A 22,230-nucleotide genomic window follows, 5' to 3' on the forward strand; every position below is an offset into this window, starting at 1 on the left:
CCGCGTGATGAATCAGGTGACGTAAAATGCCAGGCTCTTAGGCCTTAGAGGTTGTTATGCTATATATTTTTCGTTTAATTATTACTGTTATTTACTGCGTTCTGGTCTGTATTTTCGGTTGCATATACTGTCTGTTCAGCCCGCGAAATCCAAAACACGTTGCAACGTTCGGTCATATGTTTGGCCGCCTGGCTCCCCTTTATGGTCTGAAGGTCGAGTGCCGCATGCCGGCAGACGCGCAGAACTATGGTAATGCTATCTATATTTGTAACCATCAGAACAACTATGACATGGTTACTGCTGCGAATATCGTTCAACCGCCGACGGTGACGGTGGGTAAAAAAAGCCTGCTGTGGATCCCTTTCTTCGGGCAGCTGTACTGGTTAACCGGTAACCTGCTGATTGACAGAAATAACCGCGCAAAAGCACACAGCACCATTGCTGCCGTGGTGAATCATTTCAAAAAACGCCGCATTTCTATCTGGATGTTCCCGGAAGGAACGCGTAGCCGCGGTCGCGGTCTGCTCCCGTTTAAAACCGGCGCGTTCCATGCTGCGATTGCTGCTGGTGTCCCGGTCATTCCGGTATGCGTTTCCACAACCTCGAACAAGATAAAATTAAACAGACTCAATAATGGTCTGGCGATTGTCGAGATGTTGCCGCCGGTGGATATTAGCCACTTTGGCAAAGATCAGGTTCGTGAACTGGCAGCACATTGCCGCACGCTGATGGAACAAAAAATCGCAGAGCTCGATAAAGAAGTTGCTGAGCGGGAAGCCGCCGGTAAGGTTTAATCCGCGCAATTCGGGTTTTTTACAGGAAATGACTTCCTGCGTGTTAATAGCCAGTTTTTTATGGAGTTTATATGTCATTCAGTCGGCGTCAGTTCATTCAGGCATCGGGGATCGCACTGTGTGCAGGTGCTGTTCCGCTGAAGGCTAATGCTGCCGGTCAGCAACAACCGTTACCTGTGCCTCCGCTGCTGGAATCCCGCCGGGGGCAGCCGCTATTTATGACGCTGCAACGTGCGCACTGGTCCTTTACACAAGGCACGCGCGCACCTGTCTGGGGAATTAACGGCCGCTACCTGGGACCGACAATTCGCGTCTGGAAAGGGGATGACGTCAAGCTTATCTACAGCAACCGTCTGACTGAGAATGTCTCGATGACCGTCGCCGGGTTACAGGTACCAGGCCCGCTGATGGGCGGCCCGGCGCGCATGATGTCCCCGAATGCTGACTGGGCGCCGGTGCTACCGATTCGCCAGAATGCCGCCACGTTGTGGTATCACGCCAATACGCCAAATCGTACTGCTCAGCAGGTCTATAACGGCCTTGCCGGGATGTGGCTGGTTGAAGATGAAGTGAGTAAATCACTGTCTATTCCCAACCACTATGGCGTGGATGATTTTCCGGTCATTATCCAGGACAAGCGGCTGGACAACTTTGGCACTCCGGAATACAGCGAGCCCGGCAGCGGTGGCTTTGTCGGTGATACGCTGCTGGTCAATGGGGCGCAAAGCCCGTATGTCGAAGTCTCCCGCGGCTGGGTGCGCTTGCGTTTACTGAACGCTTCAAACTCGCGTCGTTACCAGCTGCAAATGAGCGATGGCCGTGCACTGCATGTGATTTCCAGCGATCAGGGTTTTTTACCTGCACCCGTTTCGGTGAAGCAGCTCTCGCTGGCGCCTGGCGAGCGTCGTGAGATCCTGGTGGATATGACGAACGGTAATGAGGTCTCTATCACCTGTGGCGAGGCAGCCAGTATTGTCGACAGGATCCGCGGGTTCTTTGAGCCTTCCAGTATTCTCATCTCCACGCTGGTGCTGACTCTGCGTCCAACGGGGCTTCTGCCGCTGGTGACTGACAGCCTGCCAATGCGCCTGCTGCCAACGGAAATCCTCAGCGGTTCGCCGATTCGCAGCCGTGATATCAGCCTGGACGATGACCCTGGCATCAACGGTCAGCTGTGGGACGTCAATCGTATGGATATTACCGCTCAGCAGGGCTCCTGGGAGCGCTGGACGGTGCGGGCGGATATGCCCCAGTCCTTCCATATTGAAGGCGTCTCGTTCCTGATCCGTAATGTGAATGGCGCGATGCCGTTCCCGGAAGACAGAGGCTGGAAAGATACCGTCTGGGTTGACGGCCAGGTTGAATTACTGGTTTATTACGGACAGCCTTCCTGGGCCCATTTCCCGTTCTACTTTAATAGCCAGACGCTGGAAATGGCAGATCGCGGCTCAATCGGACAGATGTTGGTGAACCCGGCGCCGTAATGCGCCGGGATTTCCGTTATGCCCGCCAGAACATGCGCGAGAACAGGATCAGAATGGGGTAAATCTCCAGACGCCCCATGATCATGGCCGCGCACATCAGTAGCTTTGCTTCCTCATTTAAGGTGCCAAATGTCGTGGCGGTGACGCCAAATCCTAGCCCCATATTGTTGATGCAGGCGGCGACGGTGGCAAAAGAGGAGAAGAGATCGTAGCCCATCAGATTGAGCGCCCAGATAAAAAAGCTGGTGAACAAAACGTAGAGAAAGAAAAAGCTCCATACCGAACGCACCACCCGGTCGCTTACCACGCTATTGCCCACTTTAATGTTCAGCAGGGCACGGGGATGCGCGAGCTGGTGTAACTCCTGACGGCACTGCTTGAACATAATCAAAAAACGCAGCACCTTAATCCCCCCGCAGGTCGATCCCACACAACCGCCGAAGAAACTGGCGCTGAGCAGCATGAAGATCGTGTGCGAAGGCCACTGCGCGTAATCCGCCGTCGACAGGCCATTATCTGTCAGCATCGAACTGGCCAGAAAAAAAGCATGCACCAGGCTGTCCGTTAATCCGTACATGCCTGCCCGCCAAACTTGCCAGGTGGCGATCAGAGTGACAACCAACGCAATAAGCATAAAGAAACGCAGTTCGGCATTACGACGAAAGGGTTTGAAGGTACGTTTCACGATAGCCACGTACCAGAGGGTGAAGTTAAACGCAGACAGCAGAGAAAACACCCCAGCGACCAGCTCGATCGCATGGCTGTTATAGAAGCCGATGCTTTCACTGCGAGTGGAAAATCCGCCGAGAGAAACCGTCGACAGCCCGTGGCATAAGGCATCGAAGAACGACATCCCGGCAGCCCAGTAGGCCAGGGTACAGATAAGACCCAGAATGACATAGGTCAGCCACAGCGTACGTGCAGTATCAGCAAGTCTTGGCGTGAGGCGTTCTTCTTTAAAGGGGCCCGGCATTTCAGACTGATACAGCTTCATGCCGCCGATACCCAAAAGCGGTAATACCGCCACGGCGAGGACAATAACACCCAGGCCACCAATAAAATTGAGCTGAGCCCGATAGTAGAGATACGACTTCGGCATGGCGCTGACGTCGCCAATTACCGTTGCGCCCGTGGTGGTAATCCCGGAAACCCCTTCAAACAGGGCATCCGCAAAGGAGAGGTTTAAGCCATCGTCCATCCACATCGGCATCGCGCTGATAAACGAAAACAACAGCCAGAACAGGACGATAATAACGAAACCATCCCGTGTTCGCAGTTGAATACCCGCATGTTTGGTTGCTAGCCACGCCCCGCCGCCGAGGGTGAAGAAAGTCATAAATGTGCTGAAAAAAGCGAACAAACTCCGCTCTTTGTTTAACAAAGCGATGGTCATCGGTGGCAGCATAGAAAAGCTGTAGAGAAGAACCAGAAACCCACACAGGTGAACAACAACCCGTAACTGGGAAATATGCAGTGAATCGTTGAGTCGCAATGAAAAATCCCCCGCCGAAAAAGAGTTATCTCAGCTGGCCGGCATGGTGTTAATTATGATTGATAAAAATGAGCGTCGTAAAATTTAACAATTTATATAACTTTCTACTGCCCTGGTTCAGACTCCACTTCATTTCTTGTCGACATACAGCGTATAATCCCCGGCCTTTGATTATTTTTTTACCATTTTTGGAAGCATTATGAGCGCAATATCCCTGATCCAGCCGGACAGAGACCTTTTCTCCTGGCCGCAGTACTGGGCTGCCTGTTTTGGCCCGGCACCGTTTTTGCCGATGTCACGCGACGAAATGGACCAACTTGGCTGGGATAGCTGCGACATCATTCTGGTTACCGGCGATGCATACGTCGATCATCCCAGCTTTGGCATGGCAATATGCGGCCGTATGCTGGAAGCGCAGGGCTTTCGTGTAGGGATTATCGCCCAGCCGGAGTGGAACAACAAAGACGATTTTATGCGTTTGGGTAAACCGAACCTGTTCTTTGGTGTGACCGCAGGCAACATGGACTCGATGATCAACCGTTACACCGCAGATCGCCGACTGCGCCATGACGATGCCTACACACCAGACAACGTAGCAGGTAAACGCCCGGACCGCGCCACGCTGGTCTATACCCAGCGTTGTAAAGAAGCATGGAAAGATGTGCCGGTTATTCTCGGCGGCATTGAGGCCAGCCTGCGCCGTACCGCGCACTATGACTACTGGTCTGATACCGTTCGTCGCTCTGTTCTGGTGGATTCCAAAGCCGACATGCTGATGTTCGGCAACGGCGAACGTCCGCTGGTGGAAGTGGCGCATCGTCTGGCGATGGGCGAAACCATCGATCAGATCCGCGACGTGCGTAACACCGCGATTATGGTTAAAGAAGCGCTGCCGGGCTGGAGTGGCGTGGATTCCACGCGTCTCGACACGCCGGGCAAGATTGATCCAATCCCGCATCCGTACGGCGAAGATCTGCCGTGTGCTGACAACAAACCGGTCGCACCGAAAAAGCAGGAAGCGAAAGCGGTAACCGTACAGCCGCCGCGTCCGAAACCGTGGGAAAAAACCTACGTGCTGCTGCCATCCTTTGAAAAAGTGAAGGGCGATAAAGTGCTGTATGCGCATGCGTCGCGTATCCTGCACCACGAAACCAACCCGGGCTGCGCGCGTGCGCTGATGCAAAAGCACGGCGATCGCTACATCTGGATTAACCCGCCAGCCATTCCGCTCTCTACCGAAGAGATGGATAGCGTCTTTGCGCTGCCGTACAAGCGCGTGCCGCATCCGGCGTATGGCGACAGCCGCATTCCGGCCTATGAGATGATCCGTTTCTCGATCAACATTATGCGTGGCTGCTTTGGCGGCTGTTCGTTCTGTTCGATCACCGAGCACGAAGGCCGCATCATCCAGAGCCGCTCTGAAGATTCGATCATCAATGAAATCGAAGCCATTCGCGACACCGTTCCAGGTTTTACCGGCGTGATTTCCGACCTCGGCGGCCCAACGGCGAACATGTATATGCTGCGCTGTAAGTCACCGCGTGCGGAGCAGACCTGCCGTCGTCTGTCATGCGTCTATCCGGATATCTGTCCGCATATGGACACCAATCACGAACCGACGATTAATCTTTATCGCCGGGCGCGTGATTTGAAAGGCATTAAAAAGATCCTCATTGCTTCCGGTGTGCGCTATGACATCGCGGTTGAAGATCCGCGCTATATCAAAGAGCTGGCGACCCACCACGTTGGCGGCTATCTGAAGATTGCGCCAGAGCATACTGAAGAAGGCCCGCTGTCGAAGATGATGAAGCCGGGGATGGGCAGCTACGATCGCTTTAAGGAGTTGTTCGATACCTACTCTAAACAGGCGGGTAAAGAGCAGTACCTGATCCCGTACTTCATCTCCGCGCACCCGGGTACGCGTGACGAGGATATGGTGAATCTGGCGCTGTGGCTGAAACAACGTCGTTTCCGTCTGGATCAGGTGCAGAACTTTTATCCATCGCCGCTGGCGAACTCCACAACCATGTATTACACCGGGAAAAACCCGCTGGGTAAAATTGGTTATAAGAGTGAAGACGTGGTGGTGCCGAAAGGTGATAAGCAGCGCCGTTTGCATAAAGCCCTGTTGCGTTACCACGATCCAGCTAACTGGCCGTTAATCCGCCAGGCGCTGGAAGACATGGGTAAAAAGCATCTGATCGGCGGTCGTCGTGAATGTCTGGTTCCGGCGCCTACGCTGGAAGAGATGCGCGAAGCACGTCGCCAGAACCGTCATACCCGCCCGGCGTTGACCAAGCACACCCCGGTGGCGCACCAGCGCCAGACCCCTGCCGCAAACAAAAAACGCGGGAAAGTAGCGGGACGTTAATTTACTTTGCCCGGTGGTGAAATGCTTATCAGGCCTACGAGCAGCACAGTTTTGTAGGCCGGATAAGGTGCTTGCACCGCCATCCGGCAGAAGTGCTCAGTATTTATGCCTCACGAATTCTGGCCGCTAATGCGGCCAGTTTTGCATCATCCGCCCGTTCATGATCGTGTGATGACAGATACCCTTCATATTGCTCGAAAAATTTGGTCTGCCGCGACTCAATCGGTTTCCAGTGAGTTAGATCGCCAGTGCCGTGCATGGGGCTTAATTTGCTGTGCACATGGTCTACGCCGAAACCTTCGAAGAACATCCCCGTACGACTGACATCCGGGAAAGCCTTATCCAGTTTCTTAGCCACTTTTTGGGTTGCCATCATCAGGTCAGCCAACGCCTGCGGCGGCATATCGAAGGCATAGCTGGGGTAATGCTTTTTCGGGATCACCACGGTAAAACCGTCGGTGTTCGGGAAAATCGACAGAAAAGCCAGATGGTGCTCGTCTTCCCAGACCTTATGGCAGGGGGCTTTACCTTCAACAATTTGACAGAAAATACAGGTCATTCCTTTTCTCCGCAGGTAAGGTGATTCGTCAGGGCGCAGTTAGTTTAGTACAGACCCAACACCTTCCACCACATCAGACCTACGGTGATAAACACCGCCTGGTTAAACAAGCTAATGATAAATCCTGTGCGCCACCAGACGCCCGTTGGAACGTACCCGGCACCAAACAGGATTGGACCGCGAGCGTGGGTGTACTGGGTGAGCGAGCAGTACAAACTGCTGGTGAAGGCCAGCATTAACGCCGTGGGGGCTGCGGGGATATTCAGATGCAGTCCGACGCCGAGGAAAACGGCGTACAGCGCGGCAATCTGTGCATTACCGCTGGCAAAAAAGTAGTGGGTATAGAAGTAGGCGGCATTCAGCAGCAACAGGACGATCACCCAACTGGTACCGTGCATAGTACTGCTCAGACTATCGCCGATCAGATTGCCAAACCAGGTAGTGAAACCTAGTTTTTTCAGCTGGTTCGCCATCATCAGCAGCGCGGCAAACCAAATCAGCGTGTCCCATGCACCTTTCTCGCTTTTCACATCTTCCCAGCTCAGAACGCCGCTTAGCAATAAAATGGACAGTCCCACGAACGAGGCAGTAGTGGCGTCGACGCCTAACGTATCGCCAAAAATCCACAGTACCAGCAGTACGCCGACGGTAACCAGCATCAGCCATTCGCCGCGAGACATACTGCCCATTTCCGCCAGCTCTTTGCGCGCCAGGTTCGGGGCATCCGGCGTGTGCTTTATTTCCGGGCGCACGATCCAGTAGACCAGCAGTGGAACCAGCAGTAAGGACACAAGGCATGGCAGCAGCGCCGCCATAAACCAGCTGCCCCAGGTCAGCGTGACGCCCGCATTGGCCGCCAACTTCACCGCCAACAAGTTGCCGGTATAGCCGGTCATAAAGAGCGCGGCGGTGACGTCGTTGACGTTGCCAATGCAGGTGATAAGAAAGGTACCGATTTTACTGCGGGACTCATCTTCCGGGTTCGAATGGAAACTGCGTGCCAGAGAGTCGGCAATCGGATAGATGACACCGCCGCAGCGTGCCGTATTACTCGGCATTGCCGGGGAGAGGATCAGATCGGCAAAGGCCAGACCGTAGGCGAGTCCGAGTGTGCGCTTGCCAAGCAGACGGATCATCTGCAGCGCAATGCGTCGTCCGAGGCCAGTTTTGATAAACCCACGGGCAATCATAAAAGCCACGACGATAAGCCAGATAAGCGAACTGTTCAGCTCGCTTAGCGCTGTGGTGATAGCGCCGCTGGCGGTTTTATCCCCGGCCGCATAGGCGAGTGCAAAAACCGTAATCCCAATAATGCCGACCGCGCCGATGGGTAAAACTTTTGCCACGATAGAAGCAATCGTCGCAACGAAGATAATTGCCGAATGCCAGGCTGGCGCACTTAACCCGGATGGAGGGGGAAGTTGCCACAGCCCGGCAGAAATGAATGTTATAAGAATTAATGGGAGCCATTTGACTCCATTACCTTTTTTCTCAGTCACGGTTACGCACCTATGGATGTGGTGAATGTATTCATCAAATAAATATATTTATTTAATAATTAACAGGTTATGTTGCGCAATGCTGCTCCAGTGACTGCAAGAAATACAACAATATATGTGCGTGAATTGTTTCCTGATATTTCAAATCAGTAAAGGCCCGACGAGAGTGTCGGGCTGGAGGGAAGGGGTTAACCGCCGAACTGGTCCGGGTCTGGCCCCAGACGCTTGCCCTGATCGAGTTTCGCGATTTCGCCTAATTCATCTTTATCCAGGCGGAAGTCCCAGACGTTAAAGTTTTCTGCGATACGCGCAGGGGTGACCGATTTCGGAATCACCACCAGGCCGCTATCCAGATGCCAGCGGATGACAATCTGCGCCGGTGATTTGCCATATTTCTCTGCGAGGTCACGGATTATCTTTTGATCGAAGACGTCTTTGCCGCCCTGCGCCAGCGGGCTCCAGGATTCGGTCTGGATTTTATGTGTGGCGTTCCAGGCGTGCAGCTGGCGCTGCTGCATGAGCGGGTGAAGTTCTATCTGATTAATCACCGGAGGTACGCCGGTTTCATCCATCAGCCGCTGGAGATGGTTGATCTGAAAGTTGCACACGCCGATGCTCTTAATCAGCCCTTCTTTTTGCAGGTCGATCATGTTTTCCCACGCTTCAACGTAGTGGTCGATCGCCGGAACTGGCCAGTGCATCAGGTACAGATCGAGGTAATCAAGCTGGAGTTTCTCCATGCTTTCGAGCAAGGCTTCCCGGGGGCGTTTCTGGTCATCATTCCACAGCTTGGTGGTAATGAATAACTCTTCCCGTGGCACGCCTGCGTCACGTATTGCTTTGCCGACACCTTCTTCGTTTTTGTACGCTGCCGCGGTATCAATTGAGCGATACCCCACTTCCAGCGCTTTATGAATGGCAGTGATGACTTCTTCGTTGCTTGCCTTCCAGACCCCCAGGCCCAGTTGCGGCATGACGTTACCATCCTGTAGTTTGATAATGGTTGGAGTGGTCATAATTCCTCCCCTTAATGACTGTCACCGGAACATATTCCGGTGACATAGGTGTGACTTAAGTCTGGTATAAATACCCAAAAACGAAAGGCGGAGGTTAAAAAACCTTAGCGGGCAGCTTCGTAAATCCGACGGCTGACCTCAAGCGTAATGTCCTGATGTTCGCCCAGTTTCGTACCGCCATGCGCTTGCAGTTTTTCCAGCAGCGCCGGGATGGAGCTACCGTCCAGACCGTAGTCAGACAGGCGAGTCGGTACGCCCATTTGTTCGAAGAAAGCGCGGGTTGCGGCAATGGCGGCGTCGATGCGCTGGTCATCGCTTCCATCGGTGATATTCCAGATACGCTCTGCGTATTGCAGCAGTTTGGCACGCTTGGTATCACGTTTTTCATTCCACAGCGCTGGCAGAACGATGGCTAGCGTTTGAGCATGATCCAGACCGTGCATTGCAGTCAGTTCATGACCCAGCATATGCGTTGCCCAGTCCTGCGGTACCCCTGCGCCAATCAGACCGTTCAGCGCTTGGGTTGCCGCCCACATGACGTTCGCACGCACGTTGTAGTTTTCCGGTTCCTGCAAGGCTTTCGGACCTTCTTCTACCAGTGTGAGCAGAATGCCTTCGGCAAAGCGATCCTGAATTTTCCCGTCGACCGGATAAGTCACATACTGCTCAACGGTATGAACGAACGCATCCACGACGCCGTTTGCAACCTGACGTGGCGGCAGGGTGTAGGTGTAAACCGGATCCAGTACGGCAAAAACCGGCTGCACAAATGGGGTCATAAAGGCCAGTTTATCGCCGGTGGTTTTACGCGAAATTACCGCGCCGGAGTTAGATTCAGAGCCGGTTGCAGGCAGGGTTAATACGGAGCCCATCGGGATGGCGCTTGTTACGTCGTTGCCGTGGGTTTCCAGAATGCGCCATGGGTCTACGCCGTCCGCGTACTGTGCAGCAGCCGCGATGAATTTGGTGCCGTCCAGCACGGAACCGCCGCCTACTGCCAGCAGAAACGTCACTTTCTCATCACGCACGATTTTTACCGCGTTCATCAGCGTTTCATAAGACGGGTTTGGCTCGATACCGCCAAACTCCAGCACGTCCAGGTCTTTCAGTGCATCCTGAACCTGTGCCAGAACGCCGGTTTTTTTCACGCTGCCGCCGCCGTAGGTAATCAGCACGCGAGCATTCTGAGGGATTTGATCGCGCAGTTCAGCGATAGCGCCCTTACCAAACAGAATGCGGGTCGGGGTGTGGAGATTAAAGTTGTTCATTGCTCGTTCCCTTATGTGGGTAAAAAAGAGGGCAGGCGAGTGTCTGCCTGATGGTGAACATTGTGGTCGTCAGACGCGTTCCTCTCAATGCTCATTTCTGCCAATGTCTTGCCTATTTCTACAGGCTGCTGGAGAAAAAGGATAAAAATGCGCACACTGTTGGTGTTGCAATCCGATGATGAAATGGTGTTCTATGAACCGTGATGAGATCTGCCTCCTGCTGACAGATAAAATTAAGCAGCTGAAAAATAATGAAAATAAACTCAGTGAGTTGCTGCCGGATGTGCGTCTACTGTATGGCACAGAGCCGGGGCTACGCACACCGGTGATGTATCAGCCGGGCATCATATTTCTCTTCTCGGGGCATAAAATTGGTTATATCAATGAGCGCATATTTCGTTATGACGCCAACGAATACCTGCTGCTCACCGTACCTTTACCCTTTGAATGTGAAACATATGCGACACCGGAAGTTCCACTGGCCGGTATGCGCCTGAATGTCGATATCCTGCAATTGCAGGAGCTCCTGATGGACATCGGCGAAGATGAACTGTTCCAGCCCTCAATGGCGGCGAGCGGGATTAACTCTGCCACGCTTTCTGACGAGATTCTTTGCGCGGCTGAGCGTTTACTGGATGTGATGGAGCGCCCGCTGGACGCGCGAATTCTGGGCAAACAGATCATTCGCGAAATCCTCTACCATGTGCTGACCGGGCCGCGCGGTGGCGCGTTACTTGCGCTGGTCAGTCGCCAGACGCATTTCAGTTTGATAAGCCGGGTACTCAAGCGGATTGAAACCAAATACACCGAAAACCTCAATGTAGAACAGCTGGCGGCAGAGGCGAACATGAGCGTATCGGCGTTTCATCATAATTTTAAAGCGGTGACCAGTACCTCGCCGCTGCAATATCTGAAGAGCTATCGCCTGCATAAAGCACGGATGATGATGATCCACGATGGAATGAAGGCCAGTGCGGCAGCAATGCGCGTCGGCTATGAGAGCGCATCGCAATTCAGTCGGGAGTTCAAACGTTTCTTTGGCGTAACGCCGGGGGAAGATGCGGCAAGAATTCGTATGATGCAGGGGAGTTGATTTCTTGTCGGCTTTAAAGCAGCGCGCCATCAATGAAATGCCGGAGTGACTCCGGCATACGGCTAATACTCAGGCGCTACAGTATTTTTTTTTAATCACCACGAACAACGTTCCCAACAGACCTGCGGTTAACAGAGCAATCGGCAGGATCATTAAAAAGGTCATCACCTGATCTTCATGACGTTTGACGAACGGGATCATACTCAGCGCATAGCCGAAGCTGGTGACGACGGTGACCCACAGCAGTCCGCTCAGCCAGTTAAAAAACTGGAACCGACGGTTAGGAAGCCCTGAAATGCCCGCCATCGTTGGCAGCAAGGTACGGACGAACGCCAGGAAACGCCCGGCAAGCAGCGCCATCAACCCGTGTTGGTCAAACATGCAGGTAGCGCGTTGATGGTATTTTTCAGGTAATTGCGCCAGCCAGCCTTTCACCGTGCGCGTGTTGCCCAGCCAGCGTCCCTGAATGTAGCTCAGCCAGCAACCCAGACTGGCGGCGGCAGTCAGAATAGCTATGGTAGGTAAAAAACTCATCACGTCCTGAGCGATCAGCGCCCCTGCCAGTAATAACAGGCTGTCTCCGGGTAAAAAGGAGGCGGGCAGCAGGCCATTTTCTAAAAACAGTGTGGCGAACATGACGAAGTACACCACGCTCACAACGTGTGGATCCGCCAGTGCGGCAAAATCGTGTTGCCAGAGCGCGGAGACAATATCTTGAATGACTACCATGGACTTTCCTGTGGAACAGCGTTTATGTGTGGATTGTACTCCTGAATTGTCCGGGATGCCTTGATCCCGGACGCAACAATTGCAGACTTTTCCACCAGAAGTGTCTGCATATATGTCCATCTGTGGCAATTTTACTCGATTCGGGCAAATCCTGCGGCCAAATCGGCAATCAGATCGTCAACATTCTCTAAACCGATATGCAAACGGATGAGCGTTCCGCTGAAGTCCACCTCGCCTTGCGGACGGATTGCCGCAATGTGTTCCGGCTGGTTGGCGAGAATCAGCGACTCAAAACCGCCCCAAGAGTAGGCCATGCTGAACAGGCTGAAGTGATCCAGATACGCGGCCAGCTCCTCATTATTGAGTTTCTTATTCAATACAAAGGAGAACAGGCCGCTGCTGCCGGTGAAATCACGCTTCCAGAATTCATGTCCTTTACTGCCGGGCAGTGCCGGGTGGTTCACGCGGGCGACCTGCGGATGGCTGGCCAGCCACTCGGCGACCTTTAAGCTGCTTTCATGGTGCTGACGCAGGCGTACACTCAGCGTACGCAGCCCACGGCTGGTCATATAGGCGGTATCGGCGTCCAGCATTTGCCCCATTAGATACGCATTTTCGCGAAGTTGATCCCAGCAGCGGGCGTTAGAGACCGCCGTGCCGACCATGCCGTCGGAATGGCCAATCAGATATTTGGTGCCTGCCTGAATAGAAATATCGATACCAAAATCCAGCGCTTTAAACAGCACTCCGGCAGCCCAGGTGTTATCAATCATGATGATTGCGTCAGGTGCTACGCTTCTGACGGCGGCAACAATAGCCGGAACATCATGCACTTCCATGGTGACAGAGCCAGGCGACTCCAGAAATACGACTTTGGTGTTCGGCTGCATGTGCTTCACAATATCGGCGCCAATCAGCGGATCGAACCAGCCGGTGGACACGCCAAGCTTGCCGAGAATTTTGGTGCAGAAATCCTGACTGGGTTCATAGGCGGTATTGGTCATCAGCACATGATCGCCTTGCTCCACAAAAGCGAGGATGGTGTTGGCAACGGCAGCCGCACCGCAAGGGAACAAGGCGCAACCCGCGCCGCCTTCCAGTTCGCACATCGCTTCCTGCAGAGAGAAATGCGTCAGGGTTCCGCGACGTCCATAGAAAAGCGCACCGTTGGCACGGTTGTGTGTGGCCTGCTTTTTGGCCTCCACGGTGTCAAACACCAGCGAAGAAGCGCGCTGGATCACGCTATTTACCGAGCCCAGCGTGTATTTTTTACTGCGTCCTGCGTGAACGAGCTTGGTTTCAAGTTGCTTATCTGCCATGTTGTCTTACCTGTTTTTATACGTCTGGATGTCTAAACTACCATGAATCAAAGATGACGCATCCTGCAGAACGGTTATACAGTAGAAAATAATCTCAAAATGCTTCTGGTGACTTTTTTACTGCGTAAGCGCAAGGAAAAGAAACCAAAGGTGCGGCAATATGTAAATAGTAATGAGAACGACTATCAATTCGACGTCGTTTTGATATCATTACGCTCAGATTTTGTGATTTGCGTCCTGGAGATACAGAGTGGGTAATAATTTGATGCAGACGGATCTTTCCGTCTGGGGTATGTATCAGCACGCCGATATCGTGGTTAAGTGCGTGATGATTGGGCTGATTTTGGCGTCAGTGGTCACTTGGGCTATCTTCTTTAGTAAGAGCCTTGAGTTCTTTACTCAGAAACGCCGCCTTAAGCGTGAACAGCAACTGCTGGCGGAAGCCCGCTCTTTAGATCAGGCAAGTGAGATTGCCGCAGGATTCGATGGCAAAAGCCTGGGCGCACAGTTGATTAACGAAGCGCAAAACGAGCTGGAACTGTCAGAAGGCAGTGACGATAACGAAGGCATTAAAGAGCGTACCGGCTTTCGTCTGGAGCGTCGTGTGGCGGCGGTAGGTCGTCATATGGGACGTGGTAACGGATACCTGGCCACCATCGGGGCTATCTCTCCATTCGTCGGTCTGTTCGGTACCGTATGGGGCATCATGAATAGCTTCATCGGGATTGCACAAACTCAAACGACCAACCTGGCCGTTGTTGCGCCGGGTATCGCAGAAGCGCTGTTAGCGACCGCAATTGGTCTGGTCGCAGCAATTCCAGCGGTTGTTATCTACAACATTTTCGCACGTCAGATTGGCAGCTATAAAGCGATGCTGGGTGACGTCGCGGCACAGGTGCTGTTACTGCAAAGTCGCGATCTGGACCTGAACGCAAGCGCATCCGCGCATCCGGTACGTGCAGCGCAGAAATTACGTGTAGGATAATGTTCCATGGCAATGAGCTTTAATGAAAACCTGGACGATAACGGTGAAATGCATGAAATCAACGTGACGCCGTTTATCGACGTTATGTTGGTTTTATTGATCATTTTTATGGTGGCCGCACCGTTGGCAACGGTGGATGTGAAAGTGAATCTTCCTGCCTCCACTAGCACGCCGCAGCCGCGTCCGGAAAAACCGGTTTACCTATCTGTTAAAGCCGATAAAAGTATGTTTATTGGCAACAATCAGGTGACGGATGACACCATGATTAGCGAGTTAAATGCACTGACAGATGGGAAGAAAGACACCACCATTTTCTTCCGGGCAGATAAAACCGTTGATTATGAAACCATGATGAAGGTTATGGATACGCTGCATCAGGCGGGCTTCCTGAAGATTGGTCTGGTTGGCGAAGAGACTGTGAAAGCGAAGTAATCCTCCTCATTGCCGGGTAATGGTTGTCGCCTTACCCGGCGTGCCTCTCCTGATTCAACTCCCTCGCATACCTGTTCTTATCTGTTCTCGTCTAACGCGACCGTGGTTGTCCTGGTGGGTTCGTAGTTCCCTTCAGACAGCTTTCGTGTCAGGCGTAAGGTGGCTGTTTCCCGCGCGAGTATATGCTGGTAGGTGCTTTCCAGTCGGGCCATGATTTTGTCCCGCAGTTCTGGTTGTTGCTCCATAATGGCTTCGATCGCGGCACCGTAGATCTCTTCTTTAGCCTGTAGCGTGTAAATTTCACGCCGATTTTGCCATTTCATCCGCACCAGTGCAGCGGGAATAGAGACTATCTCCTGAGCAACGCTTTCCAGCGTCGCGTTTTTATTGGCAATCAACACGGCTAAATTTTGCTTTAAGACAAACTCATCGCTTTTATGGTTATCTAAAGCCAAATAAACATTGTTATCCTCAACATCTTTCATTCTATTTCTCTTCCAGAGAATAAAAAATAGGGTCGCTGGTTTCACGCGTAATTAAATTAAGCCAAATTTTGTTGCCCTGTTCATTTATGATGGCTGTTTTTTGAGTCAAAATTTTACTTAATTCTTGTGCGTTAATATCGCCTTCTGCTTGTAGTGAATTGAGCAGGCGAGAGAATGACTCAATTTTTGCTGCACGAAACAGACGCTCTTTTAAATGACGGTCGCACTCTTCAAATAGCATATTTCGTGACTGACCGGTAACCGTTGAGCTAATCAAAATATCGGATTCGTAATCGCTTAATGTTCTCTTTCCCTGAGTCAAATTTTCACTATTATCTACGGGATTGGTATTGGTAGCGGGGCTGGATAAGTGAAAGTGCGAGGGAACAAGATGCTCGGGAAGCATGTTGAAATATCCTTTGATGCCAATGATATGTTGTTTTAAATAAACCAGGCCGCGTTGACAATAGCATGGCGTAATTTTAAAATCAAAAAAAATGGAGCCAGTATATGAACAGTATATTTTATTCTGTTATTACCCTGCTATTGCTGACCTGCGGGGTACTTTTGTTAATGCGCAGTGCAAATAAAAACCGACATGCCGAAAATGGGCACTCTGAAAACCAGCCGGAAATGCTGAGTAAAGAAGAAGGCGAGGACCATTTCTCGGTATTGATGAATTCGATTACGCCGGTCTGGTATTGGCGCGTTAATCACGAATATATCGATTTTATCCACTCCACGATCAAGCGGATGACAATGGTGGAGTTGAATGAGACACCTGGATTATTTGATGCGCAGCGGCGTTGTAGCGATCTCAACTCTGCGGTGTATAAATATTACGACAATATTAAAAAGCGCTGTTTGAACGGTGAGAAGGTCCCGCATGCCGACCTGGACGTGCTCAACCTGCGTCAGTGTTTTAGGGAGTTCAGTCTGGAGGCTTATCCCGCGCTTGTCGCGCTGGTGTGGCCGGAGTATCAACGCCCGGAGATCAAAGCGGAAGAGGTGTGAAGGGGACTGTTTGGCCCGTATTACGTGCCGGGGAGGCTAACGCTGCCACCCGGCACGATGTTACATACGGCTATTTGTCAGATGAGGCCTGCCACAGGTTCAGCTTACCGTCCGCGACGTGCTTATCGATCTGCGCCAGTTCTTCGGTGCTGAACGTCAGGTTCGCCAACGCCTGAACGTTTTCCTCCAGTTGCTCCGGTCGACTGGCGCCAATTAATACCGAAGTCACCCGGTTGTCTTTTAGCAGCCAGCTTAAGGCCATTTGCGCCATCGACTGTCCACGCTGTTGCGCCATCTCATTGAGCAACCGCAGGCTGTTAAAATTTTCTTCCGTCAGCATATTTTCCGTCAGCCCACGAACTTTTTTCCCTTCACGCTGCATGCGTGAACCTTCCGGAATGCCGTTGAGGTATTTCCCCGTCAGTAGTCCCTGAGCCAGTGGCGTAAAGGCGATGCAGCCCATGCCATTGGATTCCAGCGTATCCAGCAGGCCGCTGCTGTCTACCCAGCGGTTAAGCAGGTTGTAAGACGGCTGGTGGATCAGCAGGGGAATTTTCCATTCCCGCATCAGCTCGGCCATTTTCTGCGTACGCTCTGGCGAATAGGATGAGATGCCGACATACAGCGCTTTGCCGCTCTGTACGGCGTGGGCCAGGGCTGAGGCGGTCTCTTCCATTGGCGTATTTTCGTCGACGCGGTGCGAGTAGAAGATATCGACATAGTCGAGGCCCATGCGTTTCAGGCTCTGATCGAGGCTGGCGAGCAGGTATTTGCGCGAACCGCCAGAACCGTATGGCCCTGGCCACATGTCATAGCCTGCCTTGGTGGAGATAATCAGTTCATCGCGATAGTGTGCAAAATCCTCGCGCAGTAATCGGCCAAAATTCTCTTCTGCGCTGCCTGGTGGCGGCCCATAGTTATTGGCTAAATCAAAATGCGTGATGCCTAAATCAAATGCTTTACGCAACAGGGCTCGCTGTGAATCCAGCGCCTGAACGTGCCCAAAACTGTGCCATAAACCCAGCGATAGCGCGGGTAAGCGCAAACCGCTGCGCCCACAGTAGCGATAGAGCATCTGCTCGTAACGTTCAGGATTGGCAAACCAGGCCATGAGATCTCCTTAGTGCAGGTGAATTTCGAAACAACGTTTCTATTCTAGCGGGTTCACGGTGAATATCCCGTTCACCAGGTCACACTGAGATGAAAAACTGGGCAAAAACAGGTCACTGTGCTTTGCTTAAAAAAACATCAATCAGGAGTGCGACGATGCCGCGTTTGACTGCCAAAGATTTTCCGCAAGAACTGCTCGACTACTATGACTATTACGCTCATGGCAAAATAACGAAACGCGAGTTTCTCAATATGGCAGCGAAATATGCAGTGGGTGGCATGACGGCATTGGCCTTATTCAATTTATTGAAACCCAACTACGCTCTCGCAACGCAGGTAGAATTTACCGATCCCGATATTCTGGCGGAATATATTACCTATCCCTCGCCTGAAGGACATGGTGATGTGCGGGGGTATTTGGTTAAACCTACGAAGGTGACGGGAAAAGTTCCGGCGGTGGTGGTAGTGCATGAGAATCGTGGGCTGAATCCGTATATTGAAGATGTGGCGCGACGGGTGGCGAAGGCGGGCTTTATGGCACTCGCGCCTGATGGGTTAAGTTCGGTAGGGGGATATCCAGGCAATGATGATAAAGGTCGGGAATTGCAGCAGCAGGTTAACCCCGTAAAGTTAATGAACGACTTTTTTGCCGCCATTGAATTTATGCAGCATTATTCAGGGACGACAGGAAAGGTAGGTATCACCGGATTTTGCTATGGTGGTGGTGTGTCGAATGCCGCAGCTGTGGCTTTCCCTGAACTGGCCTGTGCGGTGCCTTTTTATGGGCGTCAGGTTCCTGCATCAGATGTCCCTAAAATAAGCGCGCCTTTATTACTGCACTATGCGCAATTAGATACCCGAATTAATGAGGGATGGCCTGCATATGAAGCGGCGCTAAAGGCGAATAAGAAAGTCTATGAAGCATATATCTACCCCGGTGTTAATCATGGCTTTCACAATGATTCTACCCCCCGTTATGATAAAGCTACCGCTGATTTAGCCTGGGAACGTACTCTTGCGTGGTTTGACAAATATTTGCGATAGAAAACAATAGATTATTTAATGCTTTTAATTAATTACCTGAATAATAATGCTACCTAATTTCATTAGCATTCATATTGATATAGGGTGGAGAGATAGTGGATGTACTTAAGAAAGTAAAAAAATAAAGAACGCATTATATCTTCTCTACTGCCTGCCGATAACAAGGATAAGTATCGCCTGATGGCGAATTCCTCATCAACGGCAAGGAAATTATTATGCGTTTGCTGAAAAACTTCACTATTCGTATTGTCATGTTGGCAATACTGGGACTTTTCTGCCTGCTCTGGTCGGGCGTGGGTTTATTCAGTCTTCATTCGTTATCAAAAATATCTGAAGGCAATGATATTGACCGCCATCTTGTCCATCAGATGACGGTTCTCAGTCAGGGTAACGATCAGTACTTTCGCTTCGTAACGCGCTTAAGTCGCGCCATGGATGTCAAAATGAGCGGCGGAACGCCTGATTTTGCGCCGGCGCAGCAGTCCCTGGAGAATATGAGTAAAAAACTCCAGGAGATGAAAACATTGTCTCCAGGCCCCATGGATCCGGAAGTTGCCGCGGCGGTACTGACGAAGTGGCAGGCGCTGCTGGACAATGGCGTGATCCCGCAAATGCAGTTGGCAAAGCAGGGCACGCTCACGGCCTTTGCGGAACATGCCAGTACCATAACGCCAGCGCTGAGCCGTGAATTTGGCGCCAGTGCCGAACGTTTTAACGCCACGGCAGGGGAGCGGCTTGATACCACCCGCGTGATGGTCGATGGCAAAACGTCTATCATCCGGACATTAATTATTACTGCCGTTATCCTCGGTATTGCCCTACTGTTCTTTACCGACCGTTACCTCGTCGCCATGATGGTGAAACCTCTGGGACGCATCCGTCAGCAGTTCCAGCAGATTGCGCAGGGCGATCTCAGCCATCCAATTGAAGATTTTGGGCGTAACTGCGTGGGCCAACTGGTGCCGTTACTGTGCGCGATGCAGGACAGCCTGCGTGAAGCCGTCAGTACCATCCGTTCAGGTAGTGACAACATCTGGCGAGGGGCGACGGAAATTTCCACCGGTAATAACGATCTCTCCTCACGAACTGAAGAGCAGGCCGCGGCGCTGGAAGAGACCGCTGCCAGCATGGAGCAACTGACCGCAACGGTAAAACTGAACGCTGAAAATGCGCGTGAAGCCAGCCAGCTTGCCGATACGGCCACAGAAACGGCAGGTAAAGGCAGCACGCTGGTTTCAGAAGTGGTTGAGACGATGGACGGCATTGCCGCCAGCTCTAAACAGATCGCGGAAATCACGTCAGTTATTAATAGCATTGCTTTCCAGACCAATATTCTGGCGCTGAACGCCGCAGTTGAAGCTGCCAGGGCAGGCGAGCAGGGGCGCGGTTTTGCCGTCGTTGCCGGTGAAGTACGCAACCTTGCCAGTCGCAGCGCTGGGGCGGCGAAAGAGATTGAGACGCTGATTGGCGAGTCATCTCGTCGTGTCGATCAGGGGGCTCGTCTGGTTAAAGAAACGGGATTAACCATGGAGGCAATTCTGCGCGGTGCCACCGAAGTGACGGTCATAATGAAGCAAATTGCCTCAGCCTCGGAAGAACAGAATAAGGGCATCTCGCAGGTGAGCGTGGCGATCACGCAGATGGACAGCGTAACGCAACAGAACGCTGCATTGGTAGAGCAAGTCTCCGCCGCTGCCGTGGCGTTGGAACGACAAACAGAGGAACTGCAACGCTCGGTGCAACAGTTCCGCCTCTCAGCGAATGATGTGCAATACGCCGCTGCTAATACTGCTTCCCCTTCAGCAGACAGCAAAACGTCTGCGGCAGCTAAAACGGATGAATGGGTGTCCTTTTAAGCTGGCATAAAAAGTTCGTGATACCTCTGGTCTTTGCTCAAAAAATCGCTATATAATTTATTATATAGCGATTGGAGGTTATGCATGGACAACCATTTTGGAAAAGGCCTGATGGCCGGATTAAACGCCTCAAGTGCGGACAGCGCACGCTCAGTGGCGAATTTTTGTGCGGATTATAAGCGTGGTTTTGTGTTGGGATTTTCACATCGCATGTTTGAAAAAACGGGCGATCGACAACTTAGTGCGTGGGAGGCGGGCATCCTCACGCGCCGCTATGGCCTGGATAAAGAGATGGTGATGGATTTCTTTAAAGAGAACCAGTCCAGTACGACAATTCGGTTTTTCATGGCTGGCTATCGGCTCGAAGCTTGATCCGAAAGGGGTATTCCGTTGCTTTAATTAATTACACTATTGACCAACACCTTCGTTTTGTTGCTCCGTCGAAGTAATATATCGCACATAACCATATAAAAAGTGTGGTAATGGCGCGCCGATCGCAATATGCAACATGCGAATGGTGCAAAATAAAAAGCCAGGTCTTCGCAACGGAATAACTATAAAATGACTGGAGATAACTCTCTCATCAATTCGAGCGGCATTAATCGCCGTGATTTCATGAAGCTTTGTGCAGCACTGGCCGCTACCATGGGGCTCAGTAGCAAAGCCGCCGCAGAAATGGCCGAATCAGTTTCTCGTCCTCAGCGCCCACCGGTTATCTGGATTGGTGCCCAGGAGTGTACGGGTTGTACTGAATCGCTGCTTCGCGCGACACACCCTACAGTGGAAAACCTCGTTCTGGAGACAATCTCTCTGGAATACCATGAGGTGCTCTCTGCCGCCTTCGGCCATCAGGTTGAAGAGAACAAACATAACGCTCTGGAGAAGTACAAAGGGCAATATGTTCTGGTAGTGGATGGTTCTATCCCACTGAAAGATAATGGCATTTACTGCATGGTTGCCGGTGAGCCGATCGTGGATCACATCCGCCGGGCCGCAGAAGGCGCAGCCGCTATCATTGCCATCGGCTCTTGCGCCGCGTGGGGTGGTGTTGCTGCCGCTGGCGTTAACCCAACGGGTGCCGTCGGCCTGCAAGAAGTTCTGCCAGGCAAAACCATCATCAACATCCCCGGCTGTCCGCCGAACCCGCATAACTTCCTCGCAACGGTCGCGCATATCATCACTTACGGTAAGCCGCCGAAGCTGGATACCAAAAACCGTCCGACATTCGCCTATGGCCGTTTGATTCACGAGCACTGCGAACGTCGCCCGCACTTCGATGCTGGTCGTTTTGCGAAAGAGTTTGGCGATGAAGGCCACCGTGAAGGTTGGTGCCTCTACCATCTGGGCTGTAAAGGGCCAGAAACCTACGGCAACTGTTCAACGCTGCAATTCTGCGACGTTGGCGGCGTGTGGCCGGTGGCTATTGGTCACCCTTGCTACGGCTGTAACGAAGAAGGCGTCGGTTTCCATAAAGGTATTCACCAGCTTGCTCATGTGGAAAACCAAACGCCGCGTTCCGAGAAGCCTGACGTCAATATGAAAGAAGGCGGTAATGTATCTGCCGGAGCGATTGGACTGCTGGGTGGCGTAGTAGGACTGGTTGCCGGCGTCAGCGTGATGGCGGTACGTGAACTGGGGCGTCAGCAAAAGAAAGATAACGCTGACTCACGGGGAGAATAA

The 22,230-nt window shown here is 52.1% G+C and carries 21 protein-coding genes; 11 read left to right on the plus strand and 10 right to left on the minus strand.

The window, feature by feature from the left end; genetic code table 11:
• The first annotated feature begins 56 nt into the window (after nucleotides 1-56).
• Both plsC and ftsP read left to right on the plus strand, forming a co-directional pair.
• A complete protein-coding gene (plsC, locus tag SK33_RS03715; RefSeq protein ID WP_003024540.1) occupies nucleotides 57-794 on the plus strand; it encodes a 1-acylglycerol-3-phosphate O-acyltransferase in 738 nt (245 codons plus the stop codon).
• Nucleotides 795-865: 71 nt separating this feature from the next.
• Nucleotides 866-2,278: a cell division protein FtsP gene (ftsP, locus tag SK33_RS03720; RefSeq protein ID WP_003024538.1), complete on the plus strand. Its 1,413-nt coding sequence runs from the start codon at nucleotides 866-868 to the stop codon at nucleotides 2,276-2,278.
• 16 nt (nucleotides 2,279-2,294) lie between these two features.
• Here the strand turns inward: ftsP and SK33_RS03725 are convergent, their stop codons facing one another.
• A complete protein-coding gene (locus tag SK33_RS03725; protein ID WP_032950117.1) occupies nucleotides 2,295-3,770 on the minus strand; it encodes a TrkH family potassium uptake protein in 1,476 nt (491 codons plus the stop codon).
• A gap of 199 nt (nucleotides 3,771-3,969) precedes the next feature.
• On the opposite strand from SK33_RS03725, the gene SK33_RS03730 reads away from it, so the two are divergent.
• Nucleotides 3,970-6,141, plus strand: coding sequence for a YgiQ family radical SAM protein (locus SK33_RS03730; RefSeq protein ID WP_003024532.1), 2,172 nt, complete (start codon nucleotides 3,970-3,972; stop codon nucleotides 6,139-6,141).
• Nucleotides 6,142-6,244: 103 nt separating this feature from the next.
• Here SK33_RS03730 and SK33_RS03735 read toward each other — a convergent pair whose 3' ends face one another.
• From SK33_RS03735 to yqhD, 4 genes are all read right to left on the minus strand, one after another.
• Nucleotides 6,245-6,700, minus strand: a complete 456-nt coding sequence (locus SK33_RS03735; RefSeq protein ID WP_003024529.1) for an HIT family protein — start codon at nucleotides 6,698-6,700, stop codon at nucleotides 6,245-6,247.
• 44 nt (nucleotides 6,701-6,744) lie between these two features.
• Nucleotides 6,745-8,199, minus strand: coding sequence for a DASS family sodium-coupled anion symporter (locus SK33_RS03740; protein WP_048218597.1), 1,455 nt, complete (start codon nucleotides 8,197-8,199; stop codon nucleotides 6,745-6,747).
• Nucleotides 8,200-8,387: 188 nt separating this feature from the next.
• A complete protein-coding gene (gene dkgA, locus SK33_RS03745) occupies nucleotides 8,388-9,215 on the minus strand; it encodes a 2,5-didehydrogluconate reductase DkgA (protein WP_003024520.1) in 828 nt (275 codons plus the stop codon).
• A gap of 104 nt (nucleotides 9,216-9,319) precedes the next feature.
• The gene (yqhD, locus tag SK33_RS03750) at nucleotides 9,320-10,483 is read right to left on the minus strand and encodes an alcohol dehydrogenase (protein WP_048218596.1); all 1,164 of its coding nucleotides are present in this window, start codon (nucleotides 10,481-10,483) and stop codon (nucleotides 9,320-9,322) included.
• Between the two features lie 193 nt (nucleotides 10,484-10,676).
• Between yqhD and SK33_RS03755 the strand changes: the two genes are divergently transcribed.
• Nucleotides 10,677-11,576 carry an AraC family transcriptional regulator gene (locus SK33_RS03755; protein WP_162771969.1) on the plus strand — a complete coding sequence of 300 codons (900 nt, stop codon included), beginning with the start codon at nucleotides 10,677-10,679 and terminating at the stop codon, nucleotides 11,574-11,576.
• 69 nt (nucleotides 11,577-11,645) lie between these two features.
• Here the strand turns inward: SK33_RS03755 and yghB are convergent, their stop codons facing one another.
• Both yghB and metC read right to left on the minus strand, forming a co-directional pair.
• Nucleotides 11,646-12,305, minus strand: coding sequence for a DedA family general envelope maintenance protein YghB (gene yghB, locus SK33_RS03760; protein WP_003024510.1), 660 nt, complete (start codon nucleotides 12,303-12,305; stop codon nucleotides 11,646-11,648).
• A gap of 131 nt (nucleotides 12,306-12,436) precedes the next feature.
• Nucleotides 12,437-13,624 carry a cystathionine beta-lyase gene (metC, locus tag SK33_RS03765; protein ID WP_003024509.1) on the minus strand — a complete coding sequence of 396 codons (1,188 nt, stop codon included), beginning with the start codon at nucleotides 13,622-13,624 and terminating at the stop codon, nucleotides 12,437-12,439.
• 250 nt (nucleotides 13,625-13,874) lie between these two features.
• On the opposite strand from metC, the gene exbB reads away from it, so the two are divergent.
• Together exbB and exbD are read left to right on the plus strand one after the other, a co-directional pair.
• On the plus strand, nucleotides 13,875-14,609 hold the full coding sequence (gene exbB / locus SK33_RS03770) for a tol-pal system-associated acyl-CoA thioesterase (RefSeq protein WP_003024507.1): 735 nt from the start codon (nucleotides 13,875-13,877) through the stop codon (nucleotides 14,607-14,609).
• Between the two features lie 6 nt (nucleotides 14,610-14,615).
• Entirely contained in the window at nucleotides 14,616-15,041 is a 426-nt protein-coding gene (gene exbD / locus SK33_RS03775; protein ID WP_003024505.1) for a TonB system transport protein ExbD, read from the plus strand.
• A 77-nt stretch (nucleotides 15,042-15,118) separates the two neighbouring features.
• On the opposite strand, the gene SK33_RS03780 is transcribed toward exbD, so the two are convergent.
• Together SK33_RS03780 and SK33_RS03785 are read right to left on the minus strand one after the other, a co-directional pair.
• Nucleotides 15,119-15,526, minus strand: a complete 408-nt coding sequence (locus tag SK33_RS03780) for a hypothetical protein (RefSeq protein WP_003024504.1) — start codon at nucleotides 15,524-15,526, stop codon at nucleotides 15,119-15,121.
• Between the two features lies 1 nt (nucleotide 15,527).
• Nucleotides 15,528-15,932 carry a hypothetical protein gene (locus SK33_RS03785; protein ID WP_032950110.1) on the minus strand — a complete coding sequence of 135 codons (405 nt, stop codon included), beginning with the start codon at nucleotides 15,930-15,932 and terminating at the stop codon, nucleotides 15,528-15,530.
• A 104-nt stretch (nucleotides 15,933-16,036) separates the two neighbouring features.
• Between SK33_RS03785 and SK33_RS03790 the strand changes: the two genes are divergently transcribed.
• Nucleotides 16,037-16,540 carry an ESA_00282 family adhesion-associated protein gene (locus tag SK33_RS03790; RefSeq protein WP_048218593.1) on the plus strand — a complete coding sequence of 168 codons (504 nt, stop codon included), beginning with the start codon at nucleotides 16,037-16,039 and terminating at the stop codon, nucleotides 16,538-16,540.
• A 70-nt stretch (nucleotides 16,541-16,610) separates the two neighbouring features.
• On the opposite strand, the gene SK33_RS03795 is transcribed toward SK33_RS03790, so the two are convergent.
• Nucleotides 16,611-17,651: an aldo/keto reductase gene (locus SK33_RS03795; protein WP_048218591.1), complete on the minus strand. Its 1,041-nt coding sequence runs from the start codon at nucleotides 17,649-17,651 to the stop codon at nucleotides 16,611-16,613.
• Nucleotides 17,652-17,806: 155 nt separating this feature from the next.
• On the opposite strand from SK33_RS03795, the gene yghX reads away from it, so the two are divergent.
• From yghX to hybO, 4 genes are all read left to right on the plus strand, one after another.
• Nucleotides 17,807-18,694: a YghX family hydrolase gene (yghX, locus tag SK33_RS03800; RefSeq protein WP_048218589.1), complete on the plus strand. Its 888-nt coding sequence runs from the start codon at nucleotides 17,807-17,809 to the stop codon at nucleotides 18,692-18,694.
• 215 nt (nucleotides 18,695-18,909) lie between these two features.
• A complete protein-coding gene (locus SK33_RS03805) occupies nucleotides 18,910-20,550 on the plus strand; it encodes a methyl-accepting chemotaxis protein (protein ID WP_003024493.1) in 1,641 nt (546 codons plus the stop codon).
• 84 nt (nucleotides 20,551-20,634) lie between these two features.
• Entirely contained in the window at nucleotides 20,635-20,922 is a 288-nt protein-coding gene (locus SK33_RS03810) for a DUF2623 family protein (RefSeq protein WP_003024490.1), read from the plus strand.
• A 189-nt stretch (nucleotides 20,923-21,111) separates the two neighbouring features.
• Complete coding sequence (gene hybO, locus SK33_RS03815) at nucleotides 21,112-22,230, plus strand: hydrogenase 2 small subunit (RefSeq protein WP_003024486.1); 1,119 nt, start codon at nucleotides 21,112-21,114, stop codon at nucleotides 22,228-22,230.

The sequence above is a fragment of the Citrobacter sp. MGH103 genome (genome assembly GCF_001034475.2).
Lineage (GTDB): Bacteria > Pseudomonadota > Gammaproteobacteria > Enterobacterales > Enterobacteriaceae > Citrobacter > Citrobacter freundii.

Coding starts and splice junctions, on each gene's coding strand:
- plsC (WP_003024540.1), top strand. CDS start 57: ATGCTATATATTTTTCGTTTAATTATTACTGTTATTTACTGCGTTCTG.
- ftsP (WP_003024538.1), top strand. CDS start 866: ATGTCATTCAGTCGGCGTCAGTTCATTCAGGCATCGGGGATCGCACTG.
- SK33_RS03730 (WP_003024532.1), top strand. CDS start 3,970: ATGAGCGCAATATCCCTGATCCAGCCGGACAGAGACCTTTTCTCCTGG.
- SK33_RS03735 (WP_003024529.1), bottom strand. CDS start 6,700: ATGACCTGTATTTTCTGTCAAATTGTTGAAGGTAAAGCCCCCTGCCAT.
- dkgA (WP_003024520.1), bottom strand. CDS start 9,215: ATGACCACTCCAACCATTATCAAACTACAGGATGGTAACGTCATGCCG.
- yqhD (WP_048218596.1), bottom strand. CDS start 10,483: ATGAACAACTTTAATCTCCACACCCCGACCCGCATTCTGTTTGGTAAG.
- SK33_RS03755 (WP_162771969.1), top strand. CDS start 10,677: ATGAACCGTGATGAGATCTGCCTCCTGCTGACAGATAAAATTAAGCAG.
- yghB (WP_003024510.1), bottom strand. CDS start 12,305: ATGGTAGTCATTCAAGATATTGTCTCCGCGCTCTGGCAACACGATTTT.
- metC (WP_003024509.1), bottom strand. CDS start 13,624: ATGGCAGATAAGCAACTTGAAACCAAGCTCGTTCACGCAGGACGCAGT.
- exbD (WP_003024505.1), top strand. CDS start 14,616: ATGGCAATGAGCTTTAATGAAAACCTGGACGATAACGGTGAAATGCAT.
- SK33_RS03780 (WP_003024504.1), bottom strand. CDS start 15,526: ATGAAAGATGTTGAGGATAACAATGTTTATTTGGCTTTAGATAACCAT.
- SK33_RS03785 (WP_032950110.1), bottom strand. CDS start 15,932: ATGCTTCCCGAGCATCTTGTTCCCTCGCACTTTCACTTATCCAGCCCC.
- SK33_RS03790 (WP_048218593.1), top strand. CDS start 16,037: ATGAACAGTATATTTTATTCTGTTATTACCCTGCTATTGCTGACCTGC.
- SK33_RS03795 (WP_048218591.1), bottom strand. CDS start 17,651: ATGGCCTGGTTTGCCAATCCTGAACGTTACGAGCAGATGCTCTATCGC.
- yghX (WP_048218589.1), top strand. CDS start 17,807: ATGCCGCGTTTGACTGCCAAAGATTTTCCGCAAGAACTGCTCGACTAC.
- SK33_RS03805 (WP_003024493.1), top strand. CDS start 18,910: ATGCGTTTGCTGAAAAACTTCACTATTCGTATTGTCATGTTGGCAATA.
- SK33_RS03810 (WP_003024490.1), top strand. CDS start 20,635: ATGGACAACCATTTTGGAAAAGGCCTGATGGCCGGATTAAACGCCTCA.
- hybO (WP_003024486.1), top strand. CDS start 21,112: ATGACTGGAGATAACTCTCTCATCAATTCGAGCGGCATTAATCGCCGT.